Source organism: Chitinophaga sp. W3I9, from assembly GCF_050434025.1.
Taxonomy (GTDB): domain Bacteria; phylum Bacteroidota; class Bacteroidia; order Chitinophagales; family Chitinophagaceae; genus Chitinophaga.
In genome coordinates this window covers 3138307-3154673 of record NZ_JBNPWC010000001.1, presented here as the reverse complement: position 1 = coordinate 3154673, position 16367 = coordinate 3138307, and the positions used below count along the sequence as shown (strand labels likewise).

The 16367-nt window shown below is 47.6% G+C and carries 12 protein-coding genes; 7 read left to right on the top strand and 5 right to left on the bottom strand.

The window, feature by feature from the left end:
- Positions 1-27 precede the first annotated feature (27 nt).
- Entirely contained in the window at positions 28-3246 is a 3219-nt protein-coding gene (locus QFZ51_RS13140) for a SusC/RagA family TonB-linked outer membrane protein (protein WP_429046403.1), read from the bottom strand.
- A gap of 364 nt (positions 3247-3610) precedes the next feature.
- Complete coding sequence (locus tag QFZ51_RS13135; protein ID WP_429046401.1) at positions 3611-4675, bottom strand: LacI family DNA-binding transcriptional regulator; 1065 nt, start codon at positions 4673-4675, stop codon at positions 3611-3613.
- Positions 4676-5132: 457 nt separating this feature from the next.
- On the opposite strand from QFZ51_RS13135, the gene QFZ51_RS13130 reads away from it, so the two are divergent.
- The 7 genes from QFZ51_RS13130 to QFZ51_RS13100 all read left to right on the top strand — a co-directional run bounded on the left by QFZ51_RS13130 (position 5133) and on the right by QFZ51_RS13100 (position 14051).
- On the top strand, positions 5133-6965 hold the full coding sequence (locus QFZ51_RS13130) for a glycosyl hydrolase family 18 protein (protein WP_429046399.1): 1833 nt from the start codon (positions 5133-5135) through the stop codon (positions 6963-6965).
- A gap of 386 nt (positions 6966-7351) precedes the next feature.
- The gene (locus tag QFZ51_RS13125) at positions 7352-7741 is read left to right on the top strand and encodes a hypothetical protein (protein WP_429046397.1); all 390 of its coding nucleotides are present in this window, start codon (positions 7352-7354) and stop codon (positions 7739-7741) included.
- 89 nt (positions 7742-7830) lie between these two features.
- The gene (locus QFZ51_RS13120; protein WP_429046395.1) at positions 7831-8526 is read left to right on the top strand and encodes an ABC transporter ATP-binding protein; all 696 of its coding nucleotides are present in this window, start codon (positions 7831-7833) and stop codon (positions 8524-8526) included.
- A gap of 35 nt (positions 8527-8561) precedes the next feature.
- Entirely contained in the window at positions 8562-10850 is a 2289-nt protein-coding gene (locus QFZ51_RS13115; RefSeq protein ID WP_429046393.1) for a TonB-dependent siderophore receptor, read from the top strand.
- A gap of 4 nt (positions 10851-10854) precedes the next feature.
- Complete coding sequence (locus QFZ51_RS13110; protein WP_429046391.1) at positions 10855-12297, top strand: ABC transporter permease; 1443 nt, start codon at positions 10855-10857, stop codon at positions 12295-12297.
- Positions 12298-12305: 8 nt separating this feature from the next.
- A complete protein-coding gene (locus QFZ51_RS13105) occupies positions 12306-13667 on the top strand; it encodes a DUF3526 domain-containing protein (RefSeq protein ID WP_429046389.1) in 1362 nt (453 codons plus the stop codon).
- A 72-nt stretch (positions 13668-13739) separates the two neighbouring features.
- A complete protein-coding gene (locus QFZ51_RS13100; RefSeq protein ID WP_429046388.1) occupies positions 13740-14051 on the top strand; it encodes a hypothetical protein in 312 nt (103 codons plus the stop codon).
- A gap of 6 nt (positions 14052-14057) precedes the next feature.
- Here the strand turns inward: QFZ51_RS13100 and QFZ51_RS13095 are convergent, their stop codons facing one another.
- The 3 genes from QFZ51_RS13095 to QFZ51_RS13085 all read right to left on the bottom strand — a co-directional run bounded on the left by QFZ51_RS13095 (position 14058) and on the right by QFZ51_RS13085 (position 16332).
- Entirely contained in the window at positions 14058-14618 is a 561-nt protein-coding gene (locus QFZ51_RS13095; RefSeq protein WP_429046386.1) for a hypothetical protein, read from the bottom strand.
- Between the two features lie 173 nt (positions 14619-14791).
- Complete coding sequence (locus QFZ51_RS13090; protein ID WP_429046384.1) at positions 14792-15364, bottom strand: hypothetical protein; 573 nt, start codon at positions 15362-15364, stop codon at positions 14792-14794.
- On the bottom strand, positions 15334-16332 hold the full coding sequence (locus tag QFZ51_RS13085; RefSeq protein ID WP_429046382.1) for a hypothetical protein: 999 nt from the start codon (positions 16330-16332) through the stop codon (positions 15334-15336). Before QFZ51_RS13085 ends, QFZ51_RS13090 begins: the two co-directional genes overlap by 31 nt.
- Positions 16333-16367: the final 35 nt, after the last annotated feature.

Here is a 16367-nt window from a genome sequence, read left to right as displayed (position 1 = left end):
TGTGCATGTCTGTCATGTTTTGATTGATTAGAACTTGACATTCAGGTTAATTCCCCAGCCCCGTCTTGATGGAAGTGATCCATATTCCAGCCCCTGGCCGTTACCGTTGTTATAATTTGAATCCGGATCTACGTTGGGAATATCTTTATAGATGATAAAAGGATTTCTCGCTACTAAACCAACCGAAGCATCTTTGATGCCCAACCTCCTGTTGAAGGTTCCCGGCACGCGGTAAGACAACGTGATTTCCCGCACCTTCACATAGGTGGCCTTGTAAATAAACGGTACCGCAATACCATTACCATCGGAGTAAAAGCCGCCCCAGTAAACAGAAGGATCCACTGCCCGCGTGTTTTTAGTGTACACCGGTTTGCCCCCGGCGTCCGTGCCGGTTTGCACTACACCTTCAGGCACATATCCTTTTACGTTTCCTGCGGCCTGCCATTCGGCCGGGGTCTTCTTCGCAGCAAGCCTTTCCTGTTCGGAAAGAATCCATTCTTCGCGGCCGGGCAAGGTTTTCGCGCTGCTGCCCCTTACCACGGAGAACAGGTCGGTCATCGAGAAAATATCAGCGCCGTATTTGATATCGAATGCCGCATTAAGACTGAAATTTTTATAGGTAACCCTGCTCATCACACCACCGGTCCAGTCGAACACGCCCTTGCCCAATACTCTTCTGTTGGCCGTAGGCATGGGATTCAGGGAAGATGGGTTAAGGATAATGTTTCCGTCCGGATCGCGCTGGTAGTCGTATCCAAGGATAGCGCCGTATTGCTGACCGGGCATAGCGGCTACCAGCAGGCCAAGCCATCTTGCTTCTGATAAAGCAATAAACGGTACATCGTCTGCAAGCGATTCAACTTTATTAACATTGCGGGCAAAATTTAATGTAAGATCCCAGGAGAAGTTCTTTTTAGATACCGGTGTGCCGGACAGTAAGAATTCTATTCCCTTATTGGTGATCATACCGGCATTGATGATCTGCTTTGGGAACCCGGAAGAGATAGGCGCCGGCACAATATTGATCTGGTCCCTGGAATGGGAAGTATAATAGGTGGCGTCGAAATTCAGCCGGCCGTTAAAGAACTTCAGGTTAGTGCCTGCCTCAAATGAGCGCGTCCTGGTGGGTTTCAGGTTAATGTTTGGTAATATTTTCGTGGCCAGGTTAGCCGGCTGCACCCCATTGAATGCGAGTGGGTAAAGACTGTAATACACATCCAGCATATAAGGGTCGGTGTCGTTTCCTACTTCCGCCCAGGAGGCCCTGAGTTTACCGAACGATAATACATCGCTCTTCATTTTAAACGCATCGGTAAAAATGAAACTGGCAGATACAGAGGGATAAGTATATACGTTGTTATTTTCAGGCAGGGTCGACGAAGCATCTGTTCTCACCGTAGCGTCGAGGTACAGGTAATTCTTATAGCCAAAGGTGAACAGTCCATACGCCGATCTAATCTCCCTGCGCACGTTATTTTCTTCAATGCTTTTATCCTGGTAGCTGTTGATGCTGATCACATCTGTTACCGTCATATTGGAATAGGTAGCGGTAGTGCCTTTCCTGATACGCTGGTTAAAGCTGGCGCCCAGGCGTGCAGAAAAATTGAGATCGGGTGTGATCTTTTTAGTGATGGTAGCCATGAAATCGGCCTGGGTAGTGGAGTACTTCTGGTCCAGTACATTCATCATACCTGAAAGCGCCAGCGGCGTGGTACGCGGACTGTATTTCCGGTAGTTCAGGAAAGTGATATCGGTGGAGGCCCTTGCCAGGAAACTGAGCCAGTTGTTAACCGTATAGGTGGCATTGAAAGCACCGGTGAGCCTGTCTTTCAGCGTAACGTTCGACATTTCATAAAGTATCCAGTAAGGATTCAGGCGGTAAGCGCCACCGCCCCATTCCACGTACTCTCCCTGCGCAGATTTATAGGTATCGGAAAAAACGGATTGATCGATGTTATTAGCCAGGCCGTTAAAGTTTTGCCCGATGTTGGTGGGTGCATCTCCCAGGCCGGCCCTGTTGTTAACCCTTTCATTCAGATAAGTGGCTCTTACATCCACATCGAGTTTACTTCCGAATTTCGACCGGCCGCTGAACGTAAAATTATTGCGGCGGATATCACTGTTCGGCAGGATGTCTTTATACCGCAGGTCTGAAACAGAAAAGCGGAAATTGGACCTGTCGGTGGCATTAGTGAGCGACAAGGTATTATTCAAGGAAGATCCTGTTCTGAAGAAGCTGCCGAAATTATCTTTTGCAAGGGCATAGGGCCTGGTTACGCCGTCGAATCCAATGGAATGGAGACTGGGATCCAACCGGGGACCAAAGTTGGTGAACATAGTGCTTTGCGCCTGCGATTGATCCAGTGGCAGTTGCCCGGAGCGGCCTTGCCCGTACAGGTATTGGTTGCCATCAACTTTTGTAAGCTGGTTTTCAATAGTAGCGGTACTGCTCAGTTCCACGCCCAGTTCTTTCGACTTCGCGCCTCTTTTGGTAGTGATGAGTATCACCCCGTTGGCGGCGCTGCTGCCGTACAATGCAGCGGCGGAGGGGCCTTTCAAAACACTGATCTTATCGATATCATCCGGATTAATCGCCGAGATGGCATCGCCCATGTCCACGCCTTCTGCGAACTTGGTATCGCCCACCTGGCCGTAATTGGAATTATCCATCGGGATACCGTCGATAACATATAACGGCTGGTTGTTGCCGGTGATACTGGTATTTCCGCGGATGATAACCCTGGAAGAACCGGACGGACCTCCCGCGGTGCTGTTGATGATCAGGCCCGGCACTTTTCCTGCCAGGGAGTTGATCACATTGGTTTCTTTTGCTTTATTGATATCCTCTCCCTTTACTTCGGAAAATGCGTAGCCCAGTTCCCGTTCTTCCCGGCGGATGCCGAGTGCGGTAACCACCACATCTTTCAATGTTTCTGAACGCGACAGCAGCTTCACATTCATGAGGCGTTGTGTTCGGGTGAGGAAACCAGCACGCTCGTAACCAATCATCTGGATGATGATGCTGTCGCCGCCGGCGGCTTTAATGGAATAGGCCCCATCGCCCGCTGAGATGGCGGTTTCCTTACTGTTTTTGTTGAAGATACTGGCGCCGGGAATCACAGCGCCATTTTCATCCGTGATGATGCCTTTTATAACAGCAGGCGCCTGCGCAGCGGCATAGTGCCGGGAAGCCGCCAACATCGTTATACATAAGTACAGATGTTTAAACTTGACAATTGCATTCATGGTGGTAGTGATTTTGGTTCTGGCCTAATTCGATAGGTACACAGCAGTGATCAATAAATACCCGCCCGGCTTCACTTTATCCGGAATAAAGCGTAGCGCATTTTGGTTGACTGAATACTCCCTGGCAACAACGATGAAATGATACAGGCTGTTAAAAAACGATGGCTGAAAATAAGACCGTTAACGTACACGAAAAAAAGGTAAAAAAGAGGAATCGCCCCAAAAGCACAATTCCATGTACGTTAACGAAGCGATAAAGGAATTACAAATCCGTCATTTCGTTAACGTACACGAATATAGAAATAAAATTCAGAAAATGCTATCTATCGTAAAATATTTTTTTTCTGGAGAAGTAAAAACAGGGTTAGTTCCTGTAATTGAGATAGTTTTCCCTGGTAATGATATCAATGGGCATATACTGCTGCCGTTCAATTACAGCGGCATGTGTAAGATGATCATATAAGGCCATGATGCCCTTATTCCCCTGCTCCTGTGGTTTCTGGCAGATCAGGAAATCGATCACCGACTTTTTGAGATAGTCGATATTTTCTGCGAGGAAATCATAGCCTATCAGTTTGATGTGCGCCAGGCCGGCTTCCTCCAGGTAACGGCCTACAGTAGCCACCCTCGAATTGGTAACAAAAATTATATCCACCGGCGTTTTGCCCAGCGCCTTGTGCAACTTGCTTTTTACGGACTTGTAATCGGTTTGCCGGATATCGGTTTTCCTGATCTGTATATCCGCAGGATGTGCCTTATAGTATGCACGGAAACCTTCTTCCTTTCTCAACAAATGGTGATGCAGGTCCATTTCCCTGGAGATATTCACAATCAGCACCTGCTGCCCCTCCCTCACCAGGTAGCTGATGAGATGCGCCGCCAGGTAACCGCTCTGGTAAAGGTCCGGACCAATGTAACTTAGACTTCCGGCTGTTTCAATATCTGAGTTAATAAATACAAAAGGGATCTTCTTAGCCCGGCATTTTTTTGTGAAGCTCAGCGATTCCTCTTCAAACATAGGCGCCAGCAGAATGCCCTGGTATTCTTTCTTTAAAATTTCATTGGCCCTGGCAGTAAACGTAGTTTTATCGTTCTGATCAAAGAAGTATATTTCCACAGTCACCCCGAAGTCCCTGATCGCGGCAGCCGCCTGCCTGATTCCATTCAGCGGCGCATTCCAGTATCCTGTTTCACCGGAAGCCGCCGGGATCAGCACCGCCAGGTGAAGAAGCCTCTTGGATGCCAGTCGCCTTGCCATAATGTTTGGCTGGTAATCCAGGTCTTTAATAATCTCCAGTACCTTTTCCCTCGTTTTCTCCGCCACACCGGTACGGTTATTCAATACCCTGTCAACCGTGCCTATGGAAACATTCGCCCGCCTGGCAATTTCCTTCACGCCCACCAATGCTGCTTCTTTTGTATCTTTCATTAACTGGTTTATTGAACATTCAATTATTCGGCTTACAGCTGCGAAGTTATGCCTGTTGCAGCAAAACCTGCTATACCAGCCGGTAATACATCAAAAATACTAATTTAATCCTGTTTTCATCTATTCATATATAAGCGTTGCCCGCCACAACAATATCCTGATATTTTTTATCCCAAAACTTGGATATGAAGAAATAAACACTATTTTTGTGTACGTACACGAAATATAGGTAAAAAACCGTTCGCCCAAAAAATACATCTCCCATCATTACTGAAGCATGTTTTAAAAACAGCTTCCCTGCTGCATCATTATATCACTTCTTTAGTGGCATAACAATGATGGCATGCTAATGTAAAACATCAACCAGATCACTCTTTCCCGGTATTGCTGCACCGGGACAGGAACAGCTATTCAAATATTTCCGCTTATTATTTACCGTTCATTTAAACCAAAAAAAATGAAACAAAAACTAGTCGTATCCGCCCTTCTTGTATTGCTTATTTCCGGCTGCACAAAAATCCGGTATATGCTTAACGCCGGCAAAACGGCGCATATGTCCACATTGCAACTGGAAGAAACCGGGTTTAAGATAGTCGCCTATCTGCCTAAATATACTTCCACACTCGCAGATCATATCAATGCCTTTGACTTCTCCAAAGTTACCCACCTCAATATCGCTTTCTTTAACCCGGATGTAAATGGTAACTTCCCTGCATCACAAGGCACCGGGCTGGATACCATTGTATCAAAAGCGCATCTCAATAACGTTAAAGTGTTGTTGTCGCTCGGTGGCGGCTCCAATCAGAGTCAGTATGCCAACCTGCTCACCTCCGCCAACAGGGCAGCTTTCATCACCAAAGTGGTAAACCTCGTATCACAATACAATGTAGATGGCATCGATGTAGACCTTGAAGGAGATAACATCGATGAAAACTACGAAGCATTTATTACCGGCCTGTCCGCTCAACTCAAACCCAACGGAAAATTACTGACCGCAGCTGTTGCCTGGTGGACGCGCGACCGTGTAACAGATTCCTGTCTCGCTGTCTTTGACTTTATCAACGTGATGGCATACGACAAAGCGGGCGACGAACATTCGCCCTACAGCTACGCCAAACAGCACGTGGAATACTGGAAAGGACAAAGAGGATTAGCGGCCGCTAAAATAGTAGTGGGCGTGCCTTTTTACGGGCTATACACCCTGTCTGGTAATTTACAATCCATGAAGTACAGCGAGATCACCGCGCAATACCCCGGTGCTGAAAACAAAGACACCGTGCGGCGGCCAGACGGCGCCATAGTTAACTACAACGGCATACCCACCATTCAGAATAAAACGGCGTATGCCCAACAGGAAGCCGGCGGCATCATGTTTTGGCAGGTGCTCCAGGACGCCACCGGATCCCTCTCCCTGCTGAATGCGATTCACGATAAAATAAACAGCAGCACAGGTTGGGAGCATCCCTACATCACCTGGAAATTTGATCTGAGCGCCCCTGCTTCCGCTACCTTCGCTGATTCTACCGCCGCTAAAGCGTCTGTTTCCGTAAAAGGAACACCCGGCTTCCTCCCCGCTCCACCGTATGGCTACGGACGGGTATTTCTGCCGGCCACCTGCGGAGGGTACTTTCAATTGCAGCCCGGCGCCAGTCCTCCCAGTTTAAAAGTCGCCGCAAGTTCTACCAATACCCCGGCAAAACTTTCCTGGTATAATATCGATGAGGCGAAACCGCTGGCTGCCCTTACTTTTAATCTCAACCTCAATGCTGCATTAACAAACGGCCAGCTGATCATTCCATTTGGCTACAGCACCACCAGCAGCAGTACGTTTAATAACACCAACCAGCTGACTTCTGTTAGCACACCCGGCGTTTTCGCTGCTATCCGCCTCGACTTTTACGGCGGCAACTTTGCCACCCTCTCCTACCGCAATGCTACCTACGGCTATACTACCATCAACAATACGGTATTCAATAAAACAGGAAATTATAAAATTGAATTATACTGCAATAACAGCAGTGCAGGAGAGAATTATACAAAAGGCGCTTCCACCTATGCATTACCAGCACAAACCTATAACCTGTGGGTAAATGATGTGCTGATACCAGGCGCCTCTTCATTAACAAACTTTCCGGCTACCGGCGAACTGGCCACCCTCAGCACTATCAATAGCTTCTCTTTTAACGCGTCAGGAAACACCGGCACACCAGGTACTACACCGCCAACAAGCGCTAATTCGTTGCTCGCAACGCTGAGTAATATTTTTATCAGCTTTGATCTTAAGAACTGATAAAAGAGAAGAAAAGAATTTTATTTGCAGGGGGTTGTACCAAAAGTACAACCTCTTTTTTTTGATATTTTCGCTGATCAGGTTTATCTTTGAAACAAGTATAAAACATTGACATCCAATATTTTTCTCTTTTCTGTTTGTCTAAACACAACGCCCCCCCTGCAACATCTTGATCCTCAACATCTTACCGATCAAGTCCACGTCACCTCCACATCAACCCCACGTCAACTCCATAGCAAAGGCATCTCCCAAGTATCCCCAAAGCATGTCAAAGGCAATTGCAAAGTATGCGCTATCTCTTGCTCAGGCCATCTTCAAATACACCATCACTTAATTATACGCCCGCTCTGTTACGCTCTTAAAAAAATAAACCTTTCGCCTTTTTAATGAAAATTGTAACTTCGTTGCATATTTTGAATACGCAACAAAAATACCGCCTTCAGCTACTCTCCAGGATTGGGGCCGTATTTCTATTGCTTATATTCCTGAGTGCCCCGCTGATAGAGGCTTTCCATCATCATCATTGCACGGCCGGAACAGAACTGATCGTAAAAAAACATAGCCCTACCGGCGATGAGCAATTCCATACTGTCCATGTAAAGTGTAAGCTGTGCGATCTGATAAAACACCAGTCGCATCATTTCCTGCCAACACAACTACCTCACCTTGTATTCATTTCCCCGGTTACTAAAACAACCGTTTCACTTTTCCGCGTACAGGCCTATTCAGGCTATCTGCTCTCCTGTACAAATAAAGGACCTCCCGCTTTCTGTTAAATCATTTACTCCTACCGGATGTAACATCCGGTTCCTGATTTCTCCGCCCCCGCTATCCGGGGGGTGTATCGCTGCTTATATTCTTTTTTATGCTTCAGGCAATATCTTTATCAAAACATTACCAGTCGCACGTTGCGCTGGACAATCTCAACCTGGAAGTTAAGCCAGGTGAAATTTTTTGTCTGCTTGGCCAGAACGGCGCCGGCAAAACCACTACCATCAACCTGTTCCTGGGCTTTACGGCGCCCACATCAGGGAAGGTAATGATCCACCAGCAGGAAGTGCGCCCCGGTGACGCCGAAACACGCAAACACCTGGCGTATATCCCCGAAGTGGTAATGCTGTACGGCAGCTTAACAGCCACCGAAAACCTGGACTACTTCAGCCGGCTGGCCGGTTTTAAGTATGATAAAAACAGGCTCACCACCTTCCTCTCCGATTGCGGCTTACAACAGGAAGCGCATCATAAACATCTCTCCGGATTCAGTAAAGGCATGCGGCAAAAGGTAGGCATTGCCATCGCGCTGGCAAAAAATGCAGACGTGATCCTGATGGATGAACCCACCAGCGGGCTGGATCCCAAAGCCACCGATGAATTCACGGGGTTGGTGAGGGAACTCGGCAGGCAGCGCAAATCCGTGCTAATGGCCACTCATGATATATTCAACGCCGTTAATGTAGGCGCCCGTATTGGGATCATGCGCAAAGGTCAGCTGGTGCATACCTTAAATGCCGGCGATATCAATGCCCGCGATCTACAGGAACTATACTTACAAACCATCTAGTTATACACTTCATGAAATTTCCTTATTCTCAGCCAATGGCCAAAAACCTGTTTTTGGCAGCAGGCTTTATATATTTATCAACGGCGGCAACAGCCCAGACAAAGGCCGGCGACACCACCCGGCTGCATGCGGTCACCGATTCCTCCAGGAAAAAGGTAGAACTGCAAACAGTGGAAATCACCGGTACCAACGCACAAAAATATTATGGCGACTACTCCTTCTCTGCCACAAAGATCGCGTCTGCCAACAAAGATATCCCGCAGGCTATTTCTTCGGTATCTAAAGAACTGATCTCCGACCGGCAGGCATTCACGCTGGCCGACGCCGTGAAAAATGTAACAGGCGTTTCCCAAAGCAGCTACTACAACCAGTTTGCCATACGCGGCATCAGCCAGAACGAAGAAGGCGCTATTATCAATGGCATGCGTACACGCCAGTACTTTTTTAATCAACCGCTGACCAATAACCTGGAACGCATTGAAGTGATAAAAGGACCGGCCAGCGCTACTTTCTCCAGTGTAGACCCCGGAGGCAGCATCAATATGGTGACCAAAAAACCACTCACGGAAAACAGGAAGCAGGTCAGCATCTCCACCGGCAGCTTCAGCACCATAAGGGCTGCCCTCGATTTCACCGGCCCGCTGAATAAGGAAAAAACATTGCTGTACCGCCTGAATATAGGATACGAAAACAGCAAGAGCTTCCGCGACCTGCAATACAAAAAGGCCTACCTGGTTTCACCGTCCTTTTCCTATGTGCCTAATCAAAGTACCAGTCTGAATGCGGAGCTGGTGATGAACAACAGCAACTCCAGGCTGGATCGCGGACAGGCAATATTCGGAGCTATCGCGGGGCAAACAAACCTCAACAGCACCCCCATCAGTTTTAATATGGGCGCCAGCAACGATTACTTCAATACACAGGACCTGATGCTGATGATCAGCGGCTCCCATGCCTTTACATCAAAAGTGGTTTTCAACGTTGCCTATATGAAGCAAACCTGGAATGAAGACCTGCTCGAACACCGCACCACCAATGCATTTGGCGTGGATGAAAACAATCTCCCTATCCCTACCCTCGCTGCTATGCGCGCTGTACAACGGCAACAGAAATGGAATACAGATAACCTGAGCGCTTACTTCAGTATCAACGCCAGCACCGGCGCTGTACATCATAAGATCGTGACGGGATACGATCGTATTAACACACAGAAGTACCGTGGCGGCGGCGAAAATTCCGCCCTGGGCTACCGGCTGAAAGACGGTACCATTGCTGCACGGTACGATCCGGCAAAGAAAGATGCCTATCTCTTTAAAACAATTAACGGCGTAAATGCACCGGTTCCTAATGTCGACTTCTTTAACCTCGCCAGCCCCGTTTATACCATCCGGAACCTGGGCGATTATATTTTCAACAAAACAGAGATCCCGCCTGCCTATTATCTCGTTAACGGCGTATACATCCAGGACCAGGTGAATTATCAACAGCTCACCCTCACGCTGGGCCTGCGGCAGGAATGGTATGAAGATTTCAGCAACTATAAACTTCCCGGTGAAAAAAAGATCTCCCAACAGCAACTGCTGCCAAGGATAGGCCTTATCTATGCCATCTCTCCGAATATTAATTTGTACAGTACTTATCTCCGCGGTTACCAGCCACAGGGCAATACCTCCACGCTGGTAATTGTACCTCCGCCGGCAGGCGTCAACTACAAACCGCTGGAAAGCGATCTTAAAGAAATCGGGGCAAAATCTGAATGGCTGAATGATCTGCTGATGGTGAACATTTCCTTTTTTGAAATCAACCAGAAGAATTTGCTGATGAATGCCAACGATCCGGAAGATGTGAACCGGCTGGCGGAACGCGGCGCACAACGCAGCCGCGGAATAGAACTCGAAGCCTCCGGGTTCATCATGCCCAACTGGCAATTTAATGCAGGCTATAGCTTCGTGGATGCCATCATCCTGCAAGACTTAAACCCCAAACTCATAGGAGAACGCGTACAAAACACGCCCAAACACAGCGGCAGCCTATGGACCCGGTACGACCTGGACGATCACCCGCTGCTGCAAGGAATTGGCTTTGGCGCCGGCATTCAATACAGTGGTAACAAACTACCCTGGTATATCCGCGATTTCACACTGCCGGCGTATACATTACTGGATGCCGCTTTGTATTACAGTCCGGCTAAAACAAGGATACAACTGGCATTGAATGTGGGCAATATCCTGAACAAAACCTATTGGATAGGCGCGCAGAATTATCTCCGCCTGTTCCCCGGCTCTCCCAGAAACATGATGTTCAACGCTACCTATAAATTCTGATCGCATGAGAACAATTTTTTTGATTGCAGGCAGCACCTGGAAAGCATCATTCCGGAATAAAGCCACGCTGGTACTCACATTGATCCTCGGATTGGCATTGTGCCTGGCCATGTACATCGGGTGGCAGAACTTCAACATCCAGAATGGCCAGCGGCTGAAATATAAACAAATCGTCCGCCAGCAATGGCTGGCAAAACCGGATAAGCACCCACACCGGATGGCCCACTACGGCTATCTCGCGTTCCGTGATAAACATGAACTGAGCTTTTTTGATTTTGGCATTGAAAGCTTTGCGGGCGTATCCATTTTCCTGGAGGCGCACAAACAAAATACCGTCAACTTCAGCGAAGCCGGCTTCTCCAATGGCATGCTCCGTTTCGGAGAAATGAGTGTGGCCATGGTGTTACAGCTGCTCGTTCCATTGCTGATCTTTTTCCTGGGATATAACAGTATTTCCGCGGAGCGCGAAAACGGTACTTTAAAAATACTGCTTTGCCAGGGGGTTAGCTGGCCGGCATTACTAACGGGAAAAATTGCAGGGATTATTGCCGTCAGCTTTACACTTTTCATCCCGGTTATTTTGCTCACCATTTTCCTGTGGGCAATGCTAAGTCACTGGCAGGTAACGGCCGATGCAACCATCCGTCTTTTATTACTGGTACTGGCTTACGCGGTATACTTTATCATCTGCGCCGGCATTGCCGTAGTGGTATCCGCGGTGCACAAAACATCGAGGGCCGCGCTTACTACGCTGCTGGCCTGTTGGGTGTTTTTCACTATTGTGATGCCGCGGATTACCCAGGCGATCGGCGTTAAAGTGTACCCCTCTCCATCGAAAATTGAATTTGCGGCTGCCGTTGAATCAGACCTGCACCAGCAAGGCGACAGCCATAACCCGGACGATCCGCACTATGCGAAATTCAGAGCAGATGTTTTAAAACAGTATGGCGTAAGTGATGTGAAACAATTGCCCTTTAACTACGGCGGCTATGTGATGGCCGAAGGAGAAAGAATTTCCGCCGGCATTTATACCCGCCATCAGAAAGCGCTGACGAAAACATTTGAGCAGCAGAACAGCTTCCAGGTGGCAGTCGGCTACCTGAACCCGTTCCTCGCTATAAAGAACCTTTCCATGGCGCTGACCGCCTCCGACTTCAACACCTTTGCTGATTTCCAGGATCAGGCAGAAGTTTACCGCTACGGGCTTGCCCAGCGTATGAACAAATTACAGAAAGATAAAATCAGCAACACCACACCGGGAGAAAAAGATAAACCTTTAACCATCAGCCGGGCGCACTGGGCAGAACAGGCCGATTTTAAGTACGTGTTTAAACCGGTTGACCAGGTAATGTCACATCACATCAGCACCATCATTTCCTTACTCTGCTGGCTGGCGGCCTTGTTGGGATGCCTGCTGCTGTCATCAAAATGGGTTAGAACTTTATAACAGCAAATATGAATCAGCATATATATCAATTGGAATACAAGATCTTTTTCAGGAATAAAACGGTATTGACAGGGATACTGATCCTTTTTATCAGCGGGTTGGCCGGGTTATATTTTGGAAAGAATTTTACAGACAGGCAGCAGGAAGTGATTGTCAAAGCCGAAAAACTACAGGCAGAAAATACGGCCAGGAATGTTAAATACTTCGGCAAAGAACTGGGATTAATGTTATATCACACCAAATTTTCGATGGCCAACATGCCACGCAACTGGGCGGCATTTTCCAATGGCCAGCGCGACATCAATCCTTATCTCATCGGGGTTACCACCCTGGGCCTGGAAGGACAGCTCTATGATACCGATCTTAACAATCCTTCCACGCTGTTACTCGGCAATATGGATCTTGCTTTTGTATTTATCTTCATATTTCCTCTCATCATCATTGCATTCAGCTATAATTTACTTTCAGGAGAACAGGAGTCCGGTATTTGGGGGCTGCTGCGTTCCCAATCGGCTGTTCCTTTAAAAATACTATGGCGGAAGTTCCTGGTGAGGATGAGTACCGTTTACCTGACAGCGTTGGTATTAATAGCTGCGGCGATTGTTTACCTCCGGCTTGCAGCAGATCTCCGTTTGCTGGCGGTAATCGTGGTATTAAGCCTGTACCTGCTGTTCTGGTTTGCCCTCTCCTTTTGGGTCATCTCACGGGGAAAGTCCTCCAGCGTTAATGCGGTGACGCTCATTTCATGCTGGGTGGTGCTGAACATACTCGCACCTGCTTTGGTAAATGTTTGGCTTACCCGGAAATATCCCGTTCCTGAAGCGTTGGAAACCGTGGTGATGCAACGGGAAGGATACCACGAAAAATGGGATATGGATAAGCGCGTTGCTCTCACCTCATTTTACCGGCATTATCCGCAGTTTAAAAAATACCCGTTCCCGGAAGAACTGGCGTTCAGCTGGTATTGGTATTTCGCCATGCAGCAAAACGGCGATGACCAGGCCGCACCGGGCGCCAGGTCTATGAAACAAAAGCTGGCACAAAGGAACGATTTTACAACTGCAGTGGCGCTTATTCTTCCTGGTATTCAAACCCAGCTTACGCTTAATGGAATCGCCGGATCCGATCTTCAGCAGCACCTGGATTTCCAGCAGGCTATCAGGAATTATCATGAACAGCTACGCCTGTATTTTTATCCGGCCATTTTCCAGGAACAGCCGGTTAAAAATATTGATTGGAGCCAGTTTAAGTTAAAGCGCTATAATGAAAACGGCACCGGCGCCATCTGGCCAGGTGTGCTTTCACTGGCAGTGCTCATTTCACTGTTGTCCGGTGCGGCCATCTATAATTTCGGCAAGAAGATCTATTGAGGAAGTGATTAGGTGCTGCCGCCAGGCGGATATATTTTCCTGGTGTGCGGGTAAGGTAGTACCTTTAGCACTATGGCAAAAGAAAAAAACAAACCGGTACCGGTGAGATTCGATTTAAAGCTACTGGAATTGCTGAAGGAGGAAGAGAAGATAGATACACCTCAGCAGGCGTTAAACTTCCTGTCGAAGTTCTGGGAAAATAACCGGCCCGCAACCACTGATTTTACAAATGATTTCAAAACGCTGACACCGGTAGCGCCGGTTGTAAAGAAAGAAAAAACAGATAAGGAAGACGCTTCCTCCCACCCTTCCGGGTTGTCGGGAATCGACCTCCTTATCTGGAAAGCCGAGCAACGGGAAAAAAATAACGACCCCGAAATCTAATTCCGGCTAGTACCGTTTCTTCGGTTTAGGTATTACCGTATTGTTCAAAGGCGAGGCCAGGAAAATACCATTGACTTTTTTGTCGGTGGTTTCCGTAAGCTCGGCGTCATAAGTAATTTTACCACGTTTTATTTCATAGAACTTCGAGGGAACGTAATACATTGAATCGGCAGCGGGGTAAACCTTTGTAACATCACTGCCGCCGAATTCGAGGTCACCATCGCGGTCCCAGTCTTTCACATCCGAGCTCACTGCACTCAACAGGGAATCTGCCAGGGAGTGGTCGATATTAAACACATACAGCCTGTTCTTGTTCGGGCTGCCGTTTACCTCCAGGAAGAGAAAAACGGATTTACCGTTTTCCACCAGGCGGTTGCGTTTACTTTTGTAGTTGATAATATCTTCATGAAGCACAAAAGCTTTATTGCCGTTCACAAAAATAGTTCCTTTGTACACCGTGATCAGCTGCTGCTGACTGCTGGTAAAATGTAGTTCATTGGCGGGTTTCTGAGCCATGGCTGGCAAATAAACGGCGAGTAACAGGCATAGTTTGAATAGATGGCGCATCGTAATATTTTATACTGAAAATTAATAATAATTATTTAGTAGCCCTAAAATAGTGTGATAAAAAACAATGCCTCACTTTTTTACGCTGCAAACAACTGCCTTTCCCGCCTGCCCGGAATAGAGCCGGTATTTCAACGCCCGCTGCATACGGGCGTTGAAATACCGCTACCTGCTTATAGCTCCATCCAGGTAGTACCTCCGTCTGCATTTCTCCAGCAAAGATGACCGGTTGTTATACTCCAGTCGTTATATATGATGGTTCCTTTGGGTTTCACTTCTGTTGGCACCACTGCTGCATAAGATAAATGATGATCTATGCCCGCTGCCTCCAGGCCGGTATAAGCTGTTACCTGTTTAAAGTCAAGTGTAGCCACGGAAAATGATCTTATTCTCAGGTTCGCTGTCCCGGATGTTAATATTACTCTTACAAACGCTACATTATCCGCTACATTAAAGCTGGTTGGGTATTCAACATCTGAGTTGTTCAGGTAACACCCTCCAAATTGCCCTGTATTAACTATTGTCAAATGTGGTGAAAAGAGGTTGGCGCCGATTACAGGCGTCAATACATTGCCTGCACTGTCGTAGCAAACCACCGATACCCTTCCTCCGAAGCCGGTATCCACATTCTTTCTTACAATAAACTTTTTCGCAGACGATGTATTGATAAAAACGCCTATGCCGGTGTTCCCGGATATCTCCACGTAACTGCTGGTTACCCCTGCAATGAGCCTTGATGGTAACACAGCGCTGCTGGCTTTATCGGCGCAGTGCAATCCTCTGAAAAAGTAACTGGTAGCGTTATACCTGTTGATATGCAGGGGCAGGAAAAGTGATTGCCAGCAATTGCTGTTATTGACAGCGTCATTATAATAGTTCGGATAGTTAGCCACCCGGTTGATGCGCTCAACTCAAAACTGGGTTTGTAAAATACATTGTTGTTGGGAATATGCGCTGTTGTTCCCGACATGCCAATCCTGACACCATATCTTGCTTTGTTCGCCAGGCCGCTTAGTGAGTTTACGGCAAACCGGCCGCCGGTAAAAACATTTTCATTACAAAACCCCTCTGTTCCCGACGCCTGGAGATCCAGCTGTATTTTGCCATCTTTCAATGTCCCTATCCCCGCCCGGTTGTAGGCGCATTGCACACTACCCATGAGCTGCGCGTTAATGGTAAAGGAACTTACAAATTCCAGGTTTAATCTTGATGATAAAAGGTTAATAAGCTTTACGCCGATACAGCTTTCATTCGTCCAGCCCGATATGGTTTCTTTCACGATCCGGATGCTGAGTTTCACGGATGCATTACTTGCACCGTCACTTCCTATTACCATGCCTGGCAGTGAATCAGTGGGGTCGACAAAACTCACCGGTGCCTCCATTTCCACATTCACACCTGCGCCGATATTCAGGGTAGCGCTACACGTATACCGGTCGCCCCTGGGAAAATACAATGTAGGCTTATTCCCATAATAGCTGGTACCCGGATCTGGCGAAGTGACGGAGTAGGCATTTACTACCTTGACGGCATCCTTCAGTGCATTGGTTGAATCAACAGCAGGATTTCCTAAAGCGCCAAACCACAGGACATTTATGATATTGCCATCAATATTCCTGATCCATCTGCCTGGACTGCCCGTCACCTCAAATATAGTACCCAGGTTGGCAGTTAATGAAAGTGCTATTCCAATAAAATACCCCTCCTCCTCCATCGGCCGGTTCAAGATATCCTAACAGATGGCTAAGT